Annotated in this window: 16 protein-coding genes and 1 tRNA gene; 4 read left to right on the forward strand and 13 right to left on the reverse strand. The window is 59.4% G+C overall.

Features of this window, described 5'->3' with window-relative positions; genetic code table 11:
* Positions 1–473 precede the first annotated feature (473 nt).
* From HMPREF3098_RS07035 to HMPREF3098_RS07050, 4 genes are all read right to left on the reverse strand, one after another.
* A complete protein-coding gene (locus HMPREF3098_RS07035) occupies positions 474–2,093 on the reverse strand; it encodes an MFS transporter (protein WP_256364848.1) in 1,620 nt (539 codons plus the stop codon).
* A 70-nt stretch (positions 2,094–2,163) separates the two neighbouring features.
* Positions 2,164–3,519, reverse strand: coding sequence for a ferrochelatase (locus HMPREF3098_RS07040; protein WP_083284291.1), 1,356 nt, complete (start codon positions 3,517–3,519; stop codon positions 2,164–2,166).
* Between the two features lie 294 nt (positions 3,520–3,813).
* Complete coding sequence (locus HMPREF3098_RS07045; RefSeq protein WP_070434556.1) at positions 3,814–5,265, reverse strand: TIGR01777 family oxidoreductase; 1,452 nt, start codon at positions 5,263–5,265, stop codon at positions 3,814–3,816.
* A 141-nt stretch (positions 5,266–5,406) separates the two neighbouring features.
* A complete protein-coding gene (locus HMPREF3098_RS07050) occupies positions 5,407–6,006 on the reverse strand; it encodes an RNA polymerase sigma factor (RefSeq protein ID WP_070434557.1) in 600 nt (199 codons plus the stop codon).
* A gap of 164 nt (positions 6,007–6,170) precedes the next feature.
* On the opposite strand from HMPREF3098_RS07050, the gene HMPREF3098_RS07055 reads away from it, so the two are divergent.
* Entirely contained in the window at positions 6,171–6,596 is a 426-nt protein-coding gene (locus HMPREF3098_RS07055; protein WP_070434558.1) for an organic hydroperoxide resistance protein, read from the forward strand.
* 86 nt (positions 6,597–6,682) lie between these two features.
* On the opposite strand, the gene HMPREF3098_RS07060 is transcribed toward HMPREF3098_RS07055, so the two are convergent.
* The 9 genes from HMPREF3098_RS07060 to HMPREF3098_RS07100 form a co-directional block, all read right to left on the reverse strand.
* Positions 6,683–7,132 carry a Na+/H+ antiporter subunit G gene (locus HMPREF3098_RS07060; RefSeq protein ID WP_083284293.1) on the reverse strand — a complete coding sequence of 150 codons (450 nt, stop codon included), beginning with the start codon at positions 7,130–7,132 and terminating at the stop codon, positions 6,683–6,685.
* Positions 7,133–7,411: a monovalent cation/H+ antiporter complex subunit F gene (locus HMPREF3098_RS07065; protein ID WP_035114273.1), complete on the reverse strand. Its 279-nt coding sequence runs from the start codon at positions 7,409–7,411 to the stop codon at positions 7,133–7,135.
* Positions 7,408–8,607, reverse strand: a complete 1,200-nt coding sequence (locus tag HMPREF3098_RS07070; protein WP_070434559.1) for a Na+/H+ antiporter subunit E — start codon at positions 8,605–8,607, stop codon at positions 7,408–7,410. The genes HMPREF3098_RS07065 and HMPREF3098_RS07070 overlap by 4 nt, the downstream gene beginning before the upstream one ends.
* A gap of 3 nt (positions 8,608–8,610) precedes the next feature.
* The gene (locus HMPREF3098_RS07075) at positions 8,611–10,362 is read right to left on the reverse strand and encodes a monovalent cation/H+ antiporter subunit D family protein (RefSeq protein ID WP_070434560.1); all 1,752 of its coding nucleotides are present in this window, start codon (positions 10,360–10,362) and stop codon (positions 8,611–8,613) included.
* Complete coding sequence (locus HMPREF3098_RS07080) at positions 10,363–10,860, reverse strand: cation:proton antiporter subunit C (protein WP_035114275.1); 498 nt, start codon at positions 10,858–10,860, stop codon at positions 10,363–10,365. It lies immediately after the preceding gene.
* Positions 10,857–14,216, reverse strand: coding sequence for a DUF4040 family protein (locus HMPREF3098_RS07085; protein ID WP_246815879.1), 3,360 nt, complete (start codon positions 14,214–14,216; stop codon positions 10,857–10,859). Before HMPREF3098_RS07085 ends, HMPREF3098_RS07080 begins: the two co-directional genes overlap by 4 nt.
* A 786-nt stretch (positions 14,217–15,002) precedes the next feature.
* Positions 15,003–15,079: transfer RNA gene (locus tag HMPREF3098_RS07090), tRNA-Pro, on the reverse strand.
* Positions 15,080–15,327: 248 nt separating this feature from the next.
* Entirely contained in the window at positions 15,328–16,293 is a 966-nt protein-coding gene (locus HMPREF3098_RS07095) for a metallophosphoesterase (protein ID WP_371440964.1), read from the reverse strand.
* Between the two features lie 11 nt (positions 16,294–16,304).
* Positions 16,305–18,545: a transglycosylase domain-containing protein gene (locus HMPREF3098_RS07100; RefSeq protein ID WP_070434643.1), complete on the reverse strand. Its 2,241-nt coding sequence runs from the start codon at positions 18,543–18,545 to the stop codon at positions 16,305–16,307.
* A 481-nt stretch (positions 18,546–19,026) separates the two neighbouring features.
* Here HMPREF3098_RS07100 and HMPREF3098_RS07105 point away from each other — a divergent pair, with 481 nt between their 5' ends.
* From HMPREF3098_RS07105 to HMPREF3098_RS07110, 3 genes are all read left to right on the forward strand, one after another.
* Entirely contained in the window at positions 19,027–19,419 is a 393-nt protein-coding gene (locus tag HMPREF3098_RS07105) for a WhiB family transcriptional regulator (RefSeq protein ID WP_070434644.1), read from the forward strand.
* A 150-nt stretch (positions 19,420–19,569) separates the two neighbouring features.
* On the forward strand, positions 19,570–19,725 hold the full coding sequence (locus HMPREF3098_RS11340) for a Sp36 family protein (RefSeq protein ID WP_141739702.1): 156 nt from the start codon (positions 19,570–19,572) through the stop codon (positions 19,723–19,725).
* A 6-nt stretch (positions 19,726–19,731) separates the two neighbouring features.
* Positions 19,732–20,196 (forward strand): RidA family protein, encoded by a 465-nt coding sequence (locus HMPREF3098_RS07110; RefSeq protein ID WP_070434561.1) that lies wholly within the window; start codon positions 19,732–19,734, stop codon positions 20,194–20,196.
* Positions 20,197–20,200: the final 4 nt, after the last annotated feature.

The following is a 20,200-nucleotide window of genomic DNA, read 5'->3' on the forward strand; positions in this document are numbered from 1 at the left end:
TCCGCACGCGCCCTTGCCCCATCCACGCCCACACGCGCCCTTGTCCACTCCCACACGTTGACCTCTGTGCCCTGCGGCGTCCATCCGTGCCCACCCGCTGACCCCTGCGTCCGCACGCGCCCTTGCCCCATCCACGCCCACACCTCCCTTTTTTAAAATGTGCAGCAGAACTCCGACAGAATTGCGCGTTTTTGTTAGAGTTCTGCTGCACATTGTGGGTAGGTCGTCCAGATAACGCCGGCGTGGTGTAGTTGGGCGCCTTTGGGCTGTGGGGAGGTCGTTCAGATAACGCTGGCGTGGAGTAGTTGGGTGCCTTTGGGCTGCTGGTGCGCTGAACCTCGCACGGAAGAATAAAAGTGCAGCAGAACTCCGACAGAATTGCGCGTTTTTGTTAGAGTTCTGCTGCACATTGTGGGTAGGTCGCCCAGATAACGCCCGCGGGGCTGGGACTTCCGTGTTTCGGCAGCTCGCGCTCAGTCTTGCGCGAAGTCGCCTTCCTTCGGATTACCCCTTAAGAGAACCGCCGAAAGCACCGCAGCCGCGAGCGCGAACACCGCTGCGATGACGAGCGTCCGCGCGTAGGCCGCATCGTAATCCCCGGTGAAACGCAAGAACATGGGCAGCAGCGAGGCCAAAATGGCCACGGAAATCAGTGAACCGAACTCGTAGGATACTTCCTCCACGGCCGCGGCCATGCCAGAGCGGTGCGCTGGTGCGGATCCGATGAGCGCGGACGACGTCACCGACATGGTCGTTCCCGCGCCCAATCCGATCAGGACAAAACCTGGATAGACCAACCATCCCAGCTGCACGACCAACAGCACACCCGCAGCCATCAGCAGGAATCCACCACTGATCAACGTGCGGAAGCCCAATTGGTGCAGCATTGCGCCTCCGATTACCGAGGCCGGGAAAGCCGCCACCGCAACGATGGCCGTGAGCAGCCCTGCCTCCAGTGGTGAATAGCCCGCGGCGATCTGAAAACGCTCGCTGGTGAGCAACCCCAGGCCTGCCACGACGAACATGGCACCGCCGGCACCGAGGAACCCCGCGGTGAACACACGATTGCGGAAGATGTCCCAGGCGAGGAGGGGTTCGGTCAGATTCTTTTGGCGTCGGTTAAGAAGAACAGTGCCCACAACAACCATGAGTACGGCCACGGCAATGATCACCGCATTGAGGGGCCGGTGGGTGACCTGCTTGATGGCCAAGACCAACCCAACCATTGCGATCATCGCGTAGATGGATGTGAGGAGGTCCCACGGCTTATGAGGGTTGGGGCGGTTCGGGCCGGCGAGCCAGAAAGTGAGCAGCAGTGCCAGGATTGCGACCGGAACGTTGATGAGGAATACCGAGCCCCACCAGTAGTGTTCCAGCAGAAAGCCGCCGAGTACGGGGCCTGAGGCGGAGCCGATCGTCGCCACGGAACCCCAGATGCCGATCGCTGTGTTGCGCTCACGGACGTTGGTGAATGTGATTCTGATCAGCGATAACGTGGCGGGCATCATTATTGCTGCACCGACGCCAAGCCCCGCGCGGGCAGCGATTAACCACTCGGCATTGGGTGCTACCGTGGCGACAATGGATGCGAGGGCGAACAGGATTAGGCCAATTTCAAACATCCTGCGGTGCCCGATGCGGTCCCCCAGCGTGCCCGTGCCGAGCAGTAAACCGGAGATCACCAGGGGATAGGTGTTGATGATCCAGAGGACTTCCAGTTCGGTAGTGTGCAGTTCGCGGCGCAGGGTGGGTAGCGCGGTGTAGAGGACGGAATTGTCGATACTGATCATCAACAATCCCAGGGAGACCACGCCGAGGAAGGCCCAGCGCTGAGTAGCTGTGGTGGCATGCGGAGCTGGGGTGGGCGATGTTACATGCGGGGTTGGGTCGGGCGCAGTAGCTGAGGTGGCATGTGGAGCCGGGCCGGGCGATGCTGCATGCGGGGTTGGGTCGGGCGCAGTGACTGAGGTGGCATGTGGAGCCGGGCCGGGCGATGCTGCATGCGGGGTTGGGTCGGGCGCAGTGGCTGAGGTGGACCCAGTGGCCCTGGCATCAGCATCAGGGCCGTCGTGGTGCGGAGTTGGTGAAGTCATTTGATTTTCGGCAATCGTCTTTCTATCGCGGTGAATGGGCTTTACGTGAGTGCGGGTCTAGAGTGCGTGTCTAGCGTGCGGAGCCGCAGCATCCGGGCGCACAGGGCTTGCCATTGGTGGTGCAGCCGAAATCAGGCACGGTGGATAGCTTCGCAGCGAGGTCCGCGGCGGCCTGCTGATCAGGGGTGAGCTGACGGGTCGCGCTTGACGGGCTAGATGCCTCAGATGCGTTTGATCCGGCAGCGCCCATCGCATCAACCAGTAGGTCAACCACCATCGTGGCGAACTCGGGGGTCAAACCTGGGGTGGCTACGCGGACAAAGGGGATTCCGGCTTCCTCGGCGGTCTCTTTGGCCTCGGTATCAAGGTCCCACATCACCTCAATGTGATCCGTGATGAACCCAACGGGGCACAACACGATGGGGCGAGTGTTGCCAGCTGCCGCGCGAGCCTCGATGTGGTCGCACACGTCGGGTTCCAGCCATGGCGTGTGCGGGGAACCGGAACGGGACTGCCATACCAATTCCACGTCATATTCCGTGCCTGGCCCCATGTCGATCTCTACGGGCACACCGGTATGGGCTGGCCCATCGCCGCGGCCGCCAACGTTTTCATGCCGGGCAACGCGCCCGGTCCAGCTGATATCCGCAGCAGATCCGGGTTGTCCCGCGAAGGAGCTGGCCTGCTGGATGAGGCGAGAAGCATCCAGTACCTGCTGTGAGTACAGGTTGCCACCGAAGGCGTGGGGGCCAGCGGCTTCATCGGCGACGTTTGGTACCGAATGCGCTGTGAACACCAAGTCGGCCTGGGCCGCGTGGTCCTGGGACAGGCTAGCCCGGGCTCGGTCTACTGCAGTGGCAAAAGCTGCGATGAACGTGGGGTTTGCGTGGAATTGGGACAACCGTTGTACCTCGGGCGGTGCGATACCGGCGCTGCGACAGTAATCCAGTGCGCGGGTTATGTCTTCTTGGTACTGGTTGCAACCGGAGTACCCGCCCCACGCGCTGGTAGCGAAGACGTAAAGCTGGGTAATGCCGTCCTTCGCGGCCTGCGTGATGGCATCTTCCACGTAGGGTTCCCAGTTGCGGTTGCCGAAGTACACCGGCAGATGCAAATCCCGTTCCTGCAGCTCTCGGGCAATATTGTCAATGAGCTGCTTGTTTTGATCATTGATGGGGGAGCGACCACCGAGCGTGAAGTAGTGTTCCCCGACCTTTTCCAAACGCGCGCGCGGGATTCCACGACCGCGGGTGACGTTTTCCAAGAACGGGACAACCTGTTCGGACTGTTCTGGACCACCGAACGAGAGCACCAGCAGTCCAGTAGTTGCATCCCTGTCAGCGGAGTGCAGCAATGTGGGCGCGGACGATAATTCGCCGGGCGCAGAACCGAGAACGGGGGCAGAAGCATCGCTGGTCTGAGTCATGTTCCTGAGTCTACAGACCACGCTCGGCACGACTGCACGCTCGGCCGGATCGAGCGTTGGGGGCGGCTTTGCTACAGTCCACGCCCAGCACGACTGCACTGCGTTGATCACACGACTGCAGCGTGGCATTGATGGAGAGGCTATCAAATGGCCGCCCTGTGCCAGCCGGAGTTGAGCTTGCCACCCGGCGCTTGGCCGCCCTAGATCAGCGGACCGCATCGATCAGTTCACGTGTGCGCGCCCGCACCAACCAGCATGTACCAGCCACCCGCACCAACCAGCCTCTACCAAGTGCTATCCCAGCAGTCGCTCGCGCAGCAGCTCATGCCGTAGCGCCGAACGCACCGTCGGATAACGGAACCGGTGGCCAAGATCTAACAACACGTTCGGCACCACATTCTGGTCGGCCAGAGCCAATTCCCGCGCACCATCTTCACCTAACAGCAGCTTCGGCGCGGCTTCCGGCACGGGAATGAGCGGAAAGCCCCCGCCGACTTTCGCTAATTGTCGCGTGAACTGCGCATTCGTGACGATTTCCGGTGCCACCGCATTGACTGGCCCGCGCAGTTTCTCATCCAGCGCAGCACGGATGTAGATATCCACCGCGTCATCAATCGCTATCCACGCAAAATGCTGGCGGCCGGAGCCCAGCTTGCCACCACCTATACGCACATTGAGTTGCAACAAATCCACCAACGGCGACCCACCGGCGATCACAAGCCCACTGCGGACACTCACTACCCGCTTTCCGGCTGCCGTGGCCGCGTGCGTTGCTTCTTCCCATTTTTTGACGACGCCCGCGAGCCGCCCTTCACCAACACCAGCTTGTTCATCAACCTCATTCGGGCGAGTATGCCCATAAAAGCCCACGGCAGAAGCGCAAACAAATGTTTTGACGCTGTCTGTTTCCGCCACTAACTGCGCTAGCTTCTGGGTGGGTCCCACGCGCGATCCCTCAACCTTGTCGAGGTGGTCTTCCGTGAACCGCCCAGCAATGGGGTGACCCGCCAAATGAATCAATATATCTACGTCGCGCAGCAGGTTCGGGGAAGGGGAGTTCGGATTCCAAGCGCGTACTGTGGCGGAATCGTGTTGCGCATGGTGGCTGAGCTCGATCACCTTATGGCCTAGTTGGTTCAACATCGCGCAGACTTGGGTGCCGACGAGGCCGGACGCACCGCTGACCGCAACGGTCAGCGGCTGCGGCGCAAGCGCGGCGAGCTCTTCGCCGCGCTGTAAGTCTTGCTGCAACTGGTGCTGACGATAGGAAAAGACAGGTCGTAAAGCCCGCGTGGCAAGGAACGCGGGTAGGTTCGTGGTGATTTTGTCGGTGATAGTCGCCGAGCCGGCACCGGATTCAAAGAGGTTCGTGATTTGTAGGGAGGGCGTGGTTGGGCCCGGGGTGGCGTCGGAAAAAATATGCGTGTGGGTCCAACCCGAAAGTGCCCCGAGACCTGGAGTTTTGCAGACATCGCGAAATTGGTGGCCATCCGCGAAAGCTGCGGGGTCGTGCTGGCCTTTCCACGTGAGGGCTGGGGCGGGAAGGTCGAAAACGGTGAGGCCGTCGCGTAAATTATCGGCTTGTTTGATGACCTTCATACGGCTGTAACCCGGGGTGAGGCGGGCGACAACCCCTGGGCGGGAGTGGTAATCCCACAGCTGCTGGGTGGTGTAGGGGAGGGTGTAGTGAAACTGTGTGGTGGAGCGAAGCTTGGTGGCCAAGCCTGTGGTGTATGCATTGAACATGGGCACCAGCCTAGCGAGGACACCCGACAGAGGTGGTGCAGTGCGGAGTTGGTCCCCAGCGCGGGTTTATGAGGACGAAGCGGCGCGGGGTTGTTGTTTTGCCGCGGTGGCCATCTCTACAAGGTCAGCCCCAGCGCTGCCTTAGGAGGACGAAGCGGCGCGGGGTTGTTGTTTTGCTACGGTGGCCATCTCTACAAGGTCAGCCCGGGCGCGGGCCACGCGTGAACGGATGGTGCCCACCCGGACGTTCGCGATATGGGCGGCTTCCTCGTAGCTGTAGCCCAGCATCTGGGTGAGGATAAGGGCCTCGCGGCGCTGCTCGTCCAGCTGATCGATGAGGGCGCGGGTATCCACCCATTCCGCCCATGCGGAACCGCCCGTGGTTTGTGGGGAGACGGAGGTTTGCGCCACGTCTTCCAGCTCTGCACCGGTGCTGCGGGGACGGGCCATATCGTGACGGATGTTGTCTACCCACACGCGCCGGGCCAAGGAAAGGATCCACGTGCGCGCGCTGGATCGCGCAGCAAAACGGGGTAGTGCGCTGAGCACGCGCAAGTAGGTTTCCTGGGTGAGGTCATCGGCGCGGTCAGTATCGGCGAGGTGCGCTAGAAGGCGCCACACGTCATCATGGGTCGCAGCGATAAACTCAGTGAGCGCGCCACGGTCACCGGCGGCTGCGCGTAGGGCTAGATCGGTAACCGCAGCGTCTCGTTCATGCTGGGAAGAACGGTGCTGGGACATGCCCGTAAGGTTACCAGCGCGGTAGTGGACTACCTAGCTGATGTGTAGAACTAAGAAGTTGCTTGGTAACCACAGGTCAGAAACCCTGCTGCCACCCCCATTAATGAGGCGTAGGCTGGGCGACGGCAGAAGAACCTCGTAAATCCAAGGAGGATTGACTGAACATGAGCGATGCACTTTACGCAGCAAAGGCAGTTTCTACCGGTGGCGGTCGCGACGGCCACGTAAAGACCACCGATGGCCAAATCGACCTCGATGTCCGCCCACCCAAGGAACTCGGTGGCTCCGGTGACGGTGTCAACCCAGAGCAACTTGTAGCCGCGGGCTGGGCCGCCTGTTTCAACGGCGCTCTTCAGGCCATCATGCGCAAGGAAAGCGTTGAAATTGACCGCCAGCCAGAAGTCGCCATCGAGTGCGCACTGAACAAGGACGGCGAAGGCTTCAAGATCACCGCTGATATCGAGGTCACCATCTACGGTGTGGACCAGGACAAGGCACAAGAACTGGCAGATAAGGCACACGCATTCTGCCCATACTCCAAGGCAATGCGCGGCAACGTGGACCCCGAGGTCAAGGCCACTGTGGCGTAACTAATACTGCAAAAGCCCCTGGGTATAACAAAGCCGTCGCCAGCCAGTGTTTTCACTGACTCGCGACGGCTTTCCCGTTGTCGCCGCTAACGAGGCTCCTTCGGCCGCTGACCACCCGACAGCGGCACCGTGTGATCCCAGTGCGTCGCGTGCAAGGCGCGCCCCATCGCATATGAACCCACAGCGCTCATAATGAGTAGCGCGAAAATCGCCACGATCGCGCGAATCCAGTGCCCCAGCACGAACCCCTCAATCGACCACGAATACACCAAGTTCGCGGCAATTAATAGGGGCATACCTACGCCCACCGCTGGGCCCACCATGTTCAACTGCGACAGTGCATCGGGGGCTAGGTACATCGCGCGGGCGCTCACCAGTACGTAGATCGCACCGATAATGGCCAGCGCCCCCGCAACGATGACGGCGAGCCAGCTGGGTTCATGGAACTCTACTTTTTCACCTGCGGCTGCCAAGAAGGCCACGTTGTAAGTGCTGGACGTGGCGTCGACATGAAAAGGAAAAGAAACAGCGGACATTTAGCGCCTCCCTCGGGTGATGATGCGGGCATAAGCGTAAGTACTCAGGGGGCCGAACAGCCCGGCGAAAAGCGCGACTTCATATGTGATGGACGTGCGGTGCGTAAGCGAATAGCACAGGAACAACGCGGCCATCGTCATGAAGAGCATGTCGCCCAGAACAGCGCGACGGGCATCGTTGTGCGTGGTAGTGACACGGTACAAAACCGTGCACAGGCTCACCACCAAGATCATCCCGGCGATGCCCGCCAGAATCGTCATCAGGTTTGTCGGGGTCACTGGTGTTTCCTCCGCTCCTTCTTGGCACGGTTTTTGCGCCGTTTTTCTTTACTGGCCCGGCTCTGGCTGTCCTTGACGTACCACGGCAACGGATCTTCCAGGAATTTCTGCGAGCCGTCTACATCGTCCTCGTCTGGGTTATTGCGGGGATACAGCGGGTCGTACAGCGTCTCACCCGGCTTGGTGCGTCCCTGACGATCGGGGTGGGAACTGCCCAGCCGGTCGCCGTGGAAGGTATCGATATCGGTGTAGAACTGGTTATTTTTATCGACGCCACCAACTACCCCGTCACTCGCCTTCCGACTGGATGAGGACGTACCCGCGCGGTCGGTCTCATGTAGCTCAGCGCGGGCGGCGGCAATGTTGGCCTCTTCGCGTCGGACGCGACGAGCGCTGGCGCGTTTGGCCGCATTCGTGCCGTTGCCGCTGCCGTTGCCGGTGTCGTCGGAAGTGTCCTGGCCGGAATCGTCAACACCGGAACTGCGATGGCCGCCGGGCGCACGGTCCTTGTTGCGCTCGGCATTGCGCGCTGCGACTTCGTAGCGTTCCTCACGGCTCATGTCCTTGAGGTCCTCCGGGTTCTTTTCTTCCTCATCGAGGCGCAGAATATCCGAAACGAACCCCACGGCGTGCGGTGTGGAATCCACCTTCTCCACGTCAAAGACCGTCTCATCAGACGCACGACCACCGCGGCTGCCGCGGAAACCACGAGGGCCGGGGCGACCGCGCTCCACCAGATGCTTCACGTGGAACCGCTGCGGGATGTGCTTAACGTACGGAGCCAGGTGCTCTTCCATATCCGCTAAGTCTCTGAGGATCTCCTCGGGATTAAGACCGTACATCGCGTGCACGGCCAAGAAGCGCTGGACGTTATCGAGACCGTGGGTGCGAAACTCGGCTTTAGTGACCGCCGAGATATCGTCGCGGTTCACCCCGCCCGCGGCTGCACCGTAGTCGACCTCCTTGGGGCCGGTAAGGCCTAGGGCGAGCGTGCCGGGGGTCATGGTGATGGAGGTAATGAACGCAGCGATTTCTACCTCGCTGCGGATGCGCAGGGGATAGTAGATCACCACGGGTGCGATGTGGCGGCCGGTTCCGAGAGTATCCATGGCCATGACCGTGGACTCTTTGAGGATTTGCCCAACCAGCCACACGCCGTAACGGAGTGCGTGAAAACCCATTTTCAACGGCTTCATGGCTTATTCACCTGTCTTCCGGGTTTCGGCTTCGGAGGATTTACCCTGGGGCGAATCCACGCGGGGGTCAGTGGAGCTGTGCTGTTCGGGGATGGTTCTTTCACGGCGTTCTTCGCGTTCCTTTGCGGCATTGGCATCCGCCGCGCTACGCATTCCCGCCGGAACGTTATCCATACCGGAAGGTCCAGGGGGCAATACACGTCCCACTGACGGGGCATCGTCCGGCCCCATGATGGCGCGAACATATCCGGTGGTATCGGTGAGGCTATCTGTTGCCTTACCTGTTAGCTCGTACACTTGGCCAGCGCCGAAGAACATAGCCACTGACAGGATCATCATGGCTGCGCTGGGCATAACATAGCTAGTGGGAACGCGCAGGTCAGGTGGGCATTCATTTTTATTCATCTGCCGGCCCCAGAAGACTTCGCGCCACACGTAAATCATCGAGAACAGGGCGCCGACAGATGTGACGATGATCGCGCCGATGGCGATCCACGCCTTCCAGGAGCCATCAAAGGCCATGCCCATGACCAGCCCAACCTTGCCCCACAGGCCCGAAAATGGCGGCAGCCCCACGATCGCCAGAGCACCGGCAGCGAAAACTACGGACACAAACGGGTCCCGTCGCATGATTCCGGATAGTGGCTTGAGTGTGCCGGTGCCGTACGTTTCCTCGATCGCGCCCGAGGACATGATCAGCGCTGCGGCAACCACCATGTGGTGCAGCATGTAGAACAGGGCAGCGCTGAGCATCAGGTGTGGGTGGTTATTCAAAAACGCCAGCGCTACCAGCATGAATGGAATACCGTTGACCATTTGGTAGGCCACTACGCTGCGTACCGAGAATTCAGCCAGTCCCGCGAAAGAACCAACCATCATGCCCAGTACCGACAGTGCTAGGATTCCCCACGCCCACGATGTATCGCCTTCGAAGGTGGTCATGTAGATGCGCAAGATGGCATACACCGCAACCTTCGTGTGCAAACCCGAGAACAGGGCCATTACGGCCGGCGAGGTTGCCGGGTAGGCACGTGGCAGCCATGTGTGAACGGGAGCCAAGCCCGCTTTCACTGCGAGGGCCAGCAAAACCATGCCCAAGGTAACGACCAGCTGCCACTGGCTACCTGGTACGCCCTCGGCAAAACCCAAACCACCGCGTGGGCCGGCCGAACCCGCCAGGGCCGCCAGGTTGGTGGTGCCGATCACGCCGTAGGTCAACGTCACACCGGTCAGCAGTACCAGCGAGGTAACTAGGTTCACGATGATGAACATGCGTGCACTCGATAGGCGCGCCCACGTGCCGGTCATCGCGATCAAACCGAACGAGGGCATGAGCATGACTTCGATGAACACGAACAGGTTGAAGAGGTCCGCGGTGAGCAGCGCACCCCACGCGCCACCGATCAGCATCAGGGATAGTGCGGGGAAGAAACGCGCGCGGGTTTCACCCACGATGTCGGCGAACCAGGTAGCTGCGAGACACACGATAGCGGTGGTCAGCAGCATGATTCCGGTCAGTGTATCGGCGGCCAGGGGAATGGAGATGCCGCCGGGGAAGGCACCTACGTTGTCCGCTAACACCGTGGGCTGATCACCGGCGACATGCGCGAGTAGCACCCCGGACCCCACGATTCCGGCGGTAGGGACCGCAAAACCAAGGACGCGGCGACCCAGTTCCCACGGCAGAATCGCTGCCACGGCGGCGGCTATGAGGGGGACGACAATAAACAGTGCAAGAAGAGCTCCGGAGGTCATTTAGGCACCACTTTCCTTCTTCTTTTCCTTCTGAATCCGCCGGTCTGCACCGCGGGCGACACCCTGGCCGGTTTCTTCGCTGAGTCGCTGGTCGGCAGCTTGCTTCGCCAGGCGGTCACCGGATCCCGCACGGTTCAAACCATGACCCGTTGTGTTGAGCACCCGGTTGCGCCGTGCGGTGCGCTCCGGATCTTCCGGATGGCGGGTATCGTCATCACGCCCCAGGGCCGTCAACGTCAACATGACGGCCGTCGCAGCCATTGAAATCACGATCGCGGTCAGTACGAACGCTTGCGGTAGAGGATCGGCAGCTTCACCTGCGGTCGCGCGATCCATGAGGGGATCTTGGCGCCACGCGGAGTTACCGGTGGCCAGAATCAACACATTGATCGCATGGCTGATGAGCGTCACGCCCAAGATGAGGCGCATCATGCCACGTTGCATCACGAGGTACACACCACCGGCAACGAGGATGGCGATGATCGCAGCAATAATCATTGTTCGCGGTCTCCTTCTTCGTTGTTATGTAGTTCGTCGGGGGTGCTGTTGTTTACGGTCCTCGGTTTTTCTTTTTTACCGACGCCCTGCTCTCCCCGCGCTGGTCTCTCATCGTCAGAGGCAGCTGAATCCTGCTTGCGCTGTGCGTGTTCAGCGCTTTGCTGGTGAGGTGTGACTGAGCGTTGTTTGTGCCGTGTGTCTTCTGCACCTTGTATGTCAGGTTCAGTTGAATCCTGCTTGCGCTGTGCGTGTTCTTTGACTGCGCTGGGATTCAGTGGAACATGCGATCCACCAGCGTGAATGGCCACGGGGCTGAGCTTGGTGGCGTTATCCGCGCGCTTGCCCTCAACAGGTTGGTGTTCACGGGAATTCTTAAGACTGCTGAGTTTGGGGCTGAATGTAGCTTGGCGTCGACCAAAAGGCATATCGGCAGGGTTGACACCGGGGCGTTCACGGCCGCCCATCTGATTCACCACGATGACAATCAGGCCGATCACTGCCAGGTACACACCGCCATCGAACAGCAGCGACGTGGTGAGGTGCACACCGGCGACCTCTCCGTGGATCGGGGCCAGGAAGCTACCTTTGGCGAAACCGGCCAAGCCCGTACCAAGGGCCAGCAGCACACCGGCACCCACCAAGCGGTAACCCATCTCATCGCTACCCAGTTTCCGGGCGGTGGCTCGGGAAAGGTAGACGTACAACAGTGCACACGCAGCGATAAGAGCTGCGAGGAAGCCACCGCCGGGGGCCTGGTGACCGCGCCAGAACACCACTGCGGACAGGATGAACAGGATCGGCAGCAGTGGGCGCAGCGCCAAGCGAGAGGCGATGGAGTTCAAGTACGTCGAGCGCAGGTACTTGGAGTAAAACGGTGCTAGCTCGGGGACCTTGTGTACGTCCGGGAAGCGTTGCGTGCCCGGTGCGCGGAACAATTCCGCTGTAGAACCTGGGCCGTAACCGGGGAATGGCGATCGCGGAATGGAACCGATGATCGCAGCAATGACGATGCCGGCCATGCCCAGCACGATGAGCTCGCCCATCGTATCGAAAGCACGGAATTCCACGAGGATGGCGGCGACTACGTTGTTCGCCCCGGAAATCTCCGGAGTGTTCTCTAAGTACCACTGCGCAATCTGCGGCTTATCGTGGCGACCGATGAGGAGCCACACGCCGAAGAAGGTGATCAGGCCCATAACAACCGCCAGCGTGGTGGCGAACTTCGTGCGGTTTTCACCCTCGCGCAAGTACAGACGCGGCTGGTAGCGGATGACCAGCATCATGATGACGACCACGCAGAACTCCACGAGCAGCTGCGTTTGCGCCACATCGGGAGCGCCCAAGGTGAGCATGACCCAGGACACACCCGCGCCGACAACCCCCACCAGGATGACCGATGCGAAGCGCGACCGCGTGGCCGTCAGGCTGATGGTTGCAGCTGCGACGATGACCAGGCCGATGAGGTCTTCGGGACGGTCAATACCGGACACACGCGGGGTGAGAGCCGTGAGGCCCCCCAAACGGCCTGGTCCCATGATCGCGAAAGCCGCCATCGTGATGATCATGGCGAAAATCCATACGACGTGGCGGTATGGTGCAATGGAGATTGCCGGACGGGATAGCAGTTTGCCGAGGCGCGCCGAGAGGTCCTCGGTCTTCTGAATAATGTCCTCACCTGCAACGAGACCCAAGCGGCGATCTTCCAGTGGGTCAAAAACGCGGCGTCGGTTAACAACTGCCACAACGCCTACGGCAATGACAAGCAAGGAAATGATCAGCGGAAGTGTCACCCCGTGCCACAACGCCAAGTGAGTGTGGGCCTCGCCAGCGCCGGTGGCCTTGACCACGGCGTCGATGGCATGATCGGCTGACCCCATGAAAAATACCAGCGGCAAGCTGAACACACCGGGCAACGCAGCAGGTAGCAGCAAGGAAAGTGGAGCTTCTTTCACGTGCGACATATCGCGCTTACCGTCGACGAACGCCCCGAAAACATAACGCGCGGAGTACAACAGGGTAGCTAGCGCACCGACGCCCGCAACCGTCAGCAGAATGCCAATTCCAATGCGGTTAAACGGCGCCTCGGTGAAGGCCTCCAACATGCCTTCCTTGGATACGAAGCCAAAGGTAGGTGGGATAGCAGCCATGGAGGCCGCAGCGATAACCGCGGAGACGAAGGTCAACGGCATCTGGCGCCACAGGGGACCCAGGCGGCGAATATCGCGCGAACCGGCCTGGTGATCGACCACACCAACCAGCATGAACAGGGAGGATTTAAATAGCGCGTGAGCGGCCGTGTGTACGATCGCGGCGGAGATGGCGAACGGGGTGCCCACACCGATCGTGGCTACGATCCAACCCAGTTGCGAGACGGTGGAATAAGCCGTGAGCTTCTTTAAGTCCGTCTTTTGCATGGCAAACACGGCAGCCATGACGGCGGTGGCCATACCCACACAGATCAGGATGTAGTGCCACATGGCCACGCCGTTGAACAGCGCGTTGAAGCGCAGCAGCAGGAAGATACCGGCCTTCACCACGGCGGCAGCGTGGAGGAATGCCGAGACCGGGGTATCGGCAGCCATGGCCTCTGGCAGCCAGAAGTGGAACGGGATCTGCGCGGCTTTGGAGAACGCAGCAAGCGCCACAAGGATAGCGACGAGGCCGATTCGCACGGGCTCGTTTTCCCATTCTGCGGACGAGATGATTTCGGTGACACTCATGGTTCCGGTGGTGGCCACCATGATCGCCAAGGCCGCGACGAGGAAGAGACCGCCTGTGAACGTGAGCAACAGCGTGCGGATGGAACCCGCCTCACCGCTGGAGCCGGCGCGGGCGATAAGGAAGAAGGAGGCCAAGCTGACCAGCTCCCAACCGATGAACAGCAGGACTACGTCATCAGCGAGGAACAGGATAACCACAGCCACCATGAAGGTGGTCATGAGTAGATAGAAACTCATGATTCGGGAGCCGCGGTGCAGATAGCGCGTGGAATAGATGAACACGATCGCGCCGATGATCAGCGCGAGGAGCGTAAAAGCGAGACTTAGCGCGTCCAGGCGCAGGGTGATCTGCATATCGCCGCTGAAAGCGGTGTTGCGTGAGACGTTTTCGGGAACTGATGTGAGGCCCGTTGGATCTTGGGAAGTACTACCTGCAAGGAAGCCTTTGATCCACGTGTGCGTCCAGAAAACCCCGGCCCCGTGCAGGGCTTCTTCGGCTTTCGAAATCAAGAAACCAGCCAGGGCTAAGAACGCGATCGCGAGTGGCCAACCTGCGTTTCGATCGAGGATTTTAACCAGGAAGGGGACGCAGGCTAGGGCGATGAGAAGGACAGCGGGAATGGCGAGAATGGCCACGTTTAAGCAACACCCCGAAAGTCAATAGATCGGTTGGATGGGAAACCAGCCCATACAACAACCACACATCATGGTCGAAGGTGACTGTGGCGCTGCATGCACCGCGATTGCAATTTATGCGACTGTTAAGAAATCCTAGCAGGTGCTTTTCCACACCCATAAGGGGGGTGGGGGTGCGGGCTATTGCGGGGTGGGGTGAGGACTGCTGTGGGATGGGCGTGCGGGCTATTGCGAGGCGGGGTGAGGACTGTGGCGGGGTGGGGGTGCGGGCTGTGGCGATGAAATTGAAATCCCTTCATCACTGCAAAACCCCAGGAAGTTGTTTCAAACAACTTGGGCACAACGAAACAACAACTAGGGCGCATCGCGGCCACTGTGTGCGGGCATCTCAGAGCGGACACCACGCCATCATGCGGCATTTGCGCTGCTCAACGTGGCGGTGCCTGATTGTTGTCAGGTTGTTGCGCAGTTGTTTGCAGTTGTTGAATGGTTGTTTATTAGTGCTTTTAGGCCGAGCGCCAGCGGGTATTGGCGCCGCGTCAACGACAGATCGTTGCTCTAAGGCTTTCGTCGTGTTTAGGTAGATGAAAAACGAATCATTGTGCCTCTCTCGGGTGGAAAGTCGGCGGGTGCACGTTGTGCCACTTAACCCCGTTTTGCTACCTCACCCCCTACCTAACCCCTTAACCCGGACATGGCAAAACCCACCGCCGAAGCGGTGGGTTGAGCTGAAGGAATCAGTTTCCCAAACGGTTTCAATGAGAAGTCCGAAACCGTCAAAAATAATGGTCGGGGTAACAGGATTTGAACCTGCGACCTCTTCGTCCCGAACGAAGCACGCTACCAAACTGCGCCATACCCCGGCTGGCTACCGCTTCCAGATTTCATGCCCCGGGCCTGCTATTCCACGCGGAATCTCATCTGGCTTTTCCGTAGAAAACGGGGCGAAAACCATTCGCTGTAACGATTGACAACTATATCGCCCAGCGATGTTACGGCGCAAAGCGCCCCTACGTTATCGCTGTGGTCTTGGGCGGGGGCTCGCGCTGAGCTTGGGGCTAGCTCTCGAGTGGGGATTCCTCTGTGCTGGGTTTTCTCCTCGGGCTCCGGTCTACTTCTCGACGAAGTGTAGCAGCGTGGCGCTGGGGCGACAGAAGGTGCGGAATGGCACGTACTTGGAGTTGCCCAAACCATTGGTTACGTGCAGCCACATCTTCTCACTCCATCGCGATAACCCCTTGGCTCGACCGCGGTCGATTCCACAGTTGGTAACGATCGTCTTCCCACCGGGCAGGCATAACTGGCCACCGTGAGTATGACCGCTTAGAACAATTTGGTACCCGTCAGCTGCAAAACGATCCAGAATATGAGGTTCGGGGGAGTGGCTCAGACCGATCTTCAGATCCGCATCGGGGTTGGCGGGCCCGGCGATGGCATCGTAATCGTCCAGGTGGTGGTGAGGATCATCCACACCCGCGATGGCTAGTTTGATTTCGCGCGCGTAGTCAGATTCAGCAACACCCGCTGGGGCGATCGTGAACTCCACACGTTGGTGGGTGGCATCGTGCCAACCACGTTCTACGAAGGCAGCGCGCATACCTCGCCACGGAAGCTTCTCCTCACTGGGCTTGCGCTTTTTCCCAAGTAGGTAAATGAAGGGATTGACCGGGCGGGGAGCGAAGTAATCGTTAGAGCCGAAAACGAACGCGCCTGGTCGGTCCATTAGGTCGTTCAATGAGCGGACCACCGTGGGCACACCGTCTTTGGAGCCCAAGTTATCGCCGGTGTTGATGACCAGATCCGGGTTGGTGGTATCCAATCCTGCGAGGAATGCCTCCTTCGCTTTCTGCTCCGCCAGCATATGAAGATCGCTGATGTGCAGAACCCGTACGGAACCCCAACCTTCGGGCAGCGCGCCGGGTTCGAAAACCGGCACGGTGACCTCGTGCATCTCGAATTGTCGGATTTCGCGGTTAGCCAGGTAGGCGGTAGCCAGCCCGGTTATTGCCAAGCCTGCAGTGGCGCCTAACAAGCTGGTGACAACGCGACTTTTGGAAGTTTGGTCGGTGGGTATCACGATGCTCCACCTTACCTGCGGGATGGGCGACCGCCGGCGGCTTGGTCACCGAAGGACTGCAGCCGATTCAGCAGATCGTTGATCTGGTTTTCAAAGTCCTGAAGCCCAGGTGGAGTCGCGGGTCCTTGCGATGGACCGTTCCTGCGCTGTGGCTGCGCGGATGCTTGACCTTGACTGCTTGCACCGGCGTTCTTGGAAGCGAACTTTTCCGGGTTTGTACCCGTGTTGTACTTGGGGTCGTACTTGGGAAGGCCCGGGCCTCCACGGGCTGCTACTCCGGTTTTCGATGCTTCTAGGAAGGTTTGCGCGGGTTCGTTACCGCCGTACAAGTTGCCCTCACCGCATTGGCGCACGGGGGAGGTACACAGGTTTTGGGAGCTTCCGCCGTCATTGAAGATGTAGGTGGAACCTGCCCATTGCGGAGTGAAGCCCATAAATGCTGCGGAAAAGCTTGTCTCGGTGGTACCCGTCTTTGCAGCGATGGGACCGGACCAGCCAACACTGGCCGCGGCGCCTGCTGCGGTTCCGGAGGAAATGTCCGAACCCATGCCATTGGACAACGCATCGGCAACGTTCTTGTTCAGGGCTTGCTCGCAGTTACTCTTACCTAAAGACACTTCATTGCCAGCGTGATCGGTGACGCTGAGTACTGGACGCGGTTCGCACCACCGTCCGTGATCGGCCAAGGTAGCCGCCACGTTCGATAGTTCCAGTGGGTTGACCGCATTGGGGCCCAACACAAAGGAACCTAGGTTGTTGTCCTTCGTGTACTTGGCGATGCTGGTATCTCCGTGGCTACCTTTGTCGTCGTAGCTGCGCAGGCCCATCTTGACAGCCAAGTCCACGATGCCCTTTACCCCGGCCTTTTCCGCCATGGTTATGAAAGGGGTGTTCGGGCTGGTAGCTAGGGCTTCCTTTAACGTCATGGTGGGCTTGTAGGAGGTGGCGTTTTCAACACAGTACTTGCTGGGTGGGCAGTTCTTCGCGCCGCCTGAACCCATGTTGTCCACGTCCACTCGGTTAGGAACGTCGAGGACGGTGTTGAGTCCTGCGCCTTGCTCAATAGCTTTGGCAGCCGCGAAGATCTTGAAAACCGAACCGGCTCCGTGCCCTTGGAGGGAATGGGTGATGGGCAGGACGGTTTCCTTCTTCTTTGTATCAAGGCCGTAGTTTCGGGACGATGCCATGGCGACAACTTCGTGCCCATTGCCCGTTGGTGAAATGAAGTTGCTCACGCTAGCCACGCCGGTTTGCGTAGCGGAGACGTGGTTCTTTGAAGCCTTATCCGCAGCTTCTTGGGCCTTTTTATCCAGCGTTGTGCGAACGGTCAATCCGCCCTTGGCGACCTTGTCGCGGTCAATCCCTTTGGAATCCAGCCACTGCAGCACGTAATCGCAGAAAAAACCTGCATTACCTGCGCCGATACAACCGTTTGCATCTGCCTTGGGTTCTTTGCCCACGCCTAAGCCCTGTTTTTTATACCGAGCGGCGTTGGTGGCGGAGATTTTGCCGGTGCTTGCCATCGCGTCCAGCACTGCATTGCGGCGCGCGAGTGCGCCATCGGGATTGGTGAAGGGATCGTGGCGACTTGTCGATTGCACAATTCCAGCCAACAGCGCGGCCTGGGGAATGGTGAGGTCTTTGGCGTTGGTGTCGAAGTATGTCCGTGCGGCGGTTTGCACGCCGAAAGAGTTATTGCCGAAAGATACGAGGTTGAGGTACCGGGTCAGGATCTCGTCTTTGGAGAACTCCTTATCTAATTCGCTGGCCATCTTCATTTCGCGCAGTTTGCGCGGGATAGATGTTTCGATTGCCGCGGCCTGCTGTTCGCTAGATTCCGCTTTCACGAGCAGCAGGTAATTCTTCACATACTGCTGGTTGAGGGTACTCGCTCCTTCGGACACACCGCCGCTGGTCACGTTGGCGGCCGCGGCGCGTAGGGTGCCTTTTATATCGACGCCTGCATGTTCAAAGAATCGACGATCCTCGATAGCCACGATCGCATTTTTCATGTTCTGCGAGATTTCATCAGGCTTTACTTCGACACGACGTTGGTCGTAGATGTAGGCCATCGTGTTGCCGTAACGATCAGTGATGCTGGACATCCTGGGTAGATCATCGTTGGCGGAGATGTCCTGCACATTCGAGTTCATCGTCTTGTTGGTCGCGCTAACGGCCCAGCCGCTAAGACCCGCGAAGGGGACCATGGCGAGGGCGAGTAACAAACCACCCACGACTATGGCGGCGAACATCTTGGCGAGGGACGTCGAAGTATTCACATCGACTAACCCTAGTCGACGATGTGCAGCAATCAGAGGGGGCTCTCCATCTCGCAACAACTGGGTTGGAGGGAAAGCCGGGGCAAATGAGACTGACGAAAAATGCCGGACAGACTAGGTGAGCGGGGGTGAAAATTGTGAGCTGCGTCTCAAATCGTCAAAACCAGTTGTGTTATGCCCCTTGGGGTTTAAGATTCCCCGCTTTTCACTCGCGGTCTTCCGCGCCGAAATCACTGTGAGCTGCGGAGATGAGGCGATTGTGTGAGTCAATTCCCCTCGCGCGCCCGTTGTGGGGCGAGTTGCGCAGTGACGGGGAGCGCCTTAGCGCAACTTTGTAATACGTATGGTCCTCACCCCCAAAATGTGACCCATTCGACACTTCTAAAAACGTGTGAATAAGATTACGTCCAACGTGAAAACAAGTTTTTCAACCGAAGGGTTTCTCGGAGTAACCATGACTGCATCTCTCGCTCGCCCAGCTCGCACCGCTGCTGTTGACAGCAAGGCGTCGGTAAGTAAGCCAACTTGCCAGCCCGCCGACCAGGTAACCAGCCGTGAGTCCTTTAACAACCGCGGCGAGTGGATCACCCTCGCGCACTGCCGGAATGTGGATCCGGATGAGCTTTTTGTTAAGGGAGCGGAGCAGCGCAAGGCGGTCGCGATCTGCCGGCACTGTCCAGTGGTTTTGCAGTGCCGAGCGGATGCCTTGGATAACCGAGTGGAATTCGGCGTGTGGGGCGGCATGACCGAGCGCCAGCGTCGTGCCCTGCTGCGTAAGCACCCAGAAGTCACTAGCTGGGCGGACTTCTTCGCAGGTCAGCTGGAAGCGGCGAAGACCGTACAATAAATCAGCGGTCATCGGCGCTGACTAACCCCACATCAACCACCGCTCGGCTAATATCGCGGCAGATAGGCATCCTTAGGGGATGCGGTTGACCAGCACCGTTGAACGCTCGGACAGAAATGATTGTCCGAGCGTTTCGTTATACTCGGAGGCATGACTAAATGGGAATACGCAACCGTGCCTTTGCTCACACATGCCACCAAGCAGATCTTGGATAACTGGGGACAGGACGGCTGGGAGCTGGTCTCTGTGCTCCCTGGCCCCACGGGCGAGCAGCACGTCGCTTACCTCAAGCGCGAGTTGGGATAGATTGGCATGGCGTTCACGGACAAGCTTAAAGAATTAGCAATTGAGCTGCCCTCCGTGGCAGCTCCCGTCGCCGCGTACGTGCCGGCGGTACACGCTGGTGGGTTCGTTTACACCTCTGGCCAGCTTCCCTTCCTTGAAGGAAAACTGCCGGTCACTGGTCTCGTAGGGGACGAAGTGGATGAGGAAGCTGCGTACGAACAGGCTCGCGTGGCTACCCTCAACGCTCTCGCTGCGATTCACGACCTGGTGGGAATCGATAACGTCACCAAAGTCGTGAAAGTCAACGGCTTCGTCGCCTCAGCTAAAGGATTTAATGGTCAGCCAGCAGTGCTCAATGGGGCCAGTGAGCTACTAGGAGAGATTTTCGGACCTGAGGTGGGAGCCCACGCCCGCGCAGCAGTCGGGGTTGCCGAACTGCCCCTCGGTGCCCCCGTTGAAGTAGAAATCATTGTTCAGGTAGCCACCAAGTAGCGCA

The sequence above is a fragment of the Corynebacterium sp. HMSC28B08 genome, assembly GCF_001806865.1.
Taxonomy (GTDB): domain Bacteria; phylum Actinomycetota; class Actinomycetes; order Mycobacteriales; family Mycobacteriaceae; genus Corynebacterium; species Corynebacterium auriscanis.

Coding starts and splice junctions, on each gene's coding strand:
- HMPREF3098_RS07080 (WP_035114275.1), bottom strand. CDS start 10,860: ATGATTATTGCTGCGATCATCGCCATCCTCGTTGCCGGTGGTGTGTAC.
- HMPREF3098_RS07100 (WP_070434643.1), bottom strand. CDS start 18,545: ATGTTCGCCGCCATAGTCGTGGGTGGTTTGTTACTCGCCCTCGCCATG.
- HMPREF3098_RS07035 (WP_256364848.1), bottom strand. CDS start 2,093: ATGACTTCACCAACTCCGCACCACGACGGCCCTGATGCTGATGCCAGG.
- HMPREF3098_RS07060 (WP_083284293.1), bottom strand. CDS start 7,132: ATGTCCGCTGTTTCTTTTCCTTTTCATGTCGACGCCACGTCCAGCACT.
- HMPREF3098_RS07070 (WP_070434559.1), bottom strand. CDS start 8,607: ATGAAGCCGTTGAAAATGGGTTTTCACGCACTCCGTTACGGCGTGTGG.
- HMPREF3098_RS07055 (WP_070434558.1), top strand. CDS start 6,171: ATGAGCGATGCACTTTACGCAGCAAAGGCAGTTTCTACCGGTGGCGGT.
- HMPREF3098_RS07040 (WP_083284291.1), bottom strand. CDS start 3,519: ATGACTCAGACCAGCGATGCTTCTGCCCCCGTTCTCGGTTCTGCGCCC.
- HMPREF3098_RS11340 (WP_141739702.1), top strand. CDS start 19,570: ATGACTAAATGGGAATACGCAACCGTGCCTTTGCTCACACATGCCACC.
- HMPREF3098_RS07105 (WP_070434644.1), top strand. CDS start 19,027: ATGACTGCATCTCTCGCTCGCCCAGCTCGCACCGCTGCTGTTGACAGC.
- HMPREF3098_RS07050 (WP_070434557.1), bottom strand. CDS start 6,006: ATGTCCCAGCACCGTTCTTCCCAGCATGAACGAGACGCTGCGGTTACC.
- HMPREF3098_RS07075 (WP_070434560.1), bottom strand. CDS start 10,362: ATGACCTCCGGAGCTCTTCTTGCACTGTTTATTGTCGTCCCCCTCATA.
- HMPREF3098_RS07110 (WP_070434561.1), top strand. CDS start 19,732: ATGGCGTTCACGGACAAGCTTAAAGAATTAGCAATTGAGCTGCCCTCC.
- HMPREF3098_RS07045 (WP_070434556.1), bottom strand. CDS start 5,265: ATGTTCAATGCATACACCACAGGCTTGGCCACCAAGCTTCGCTCCACC.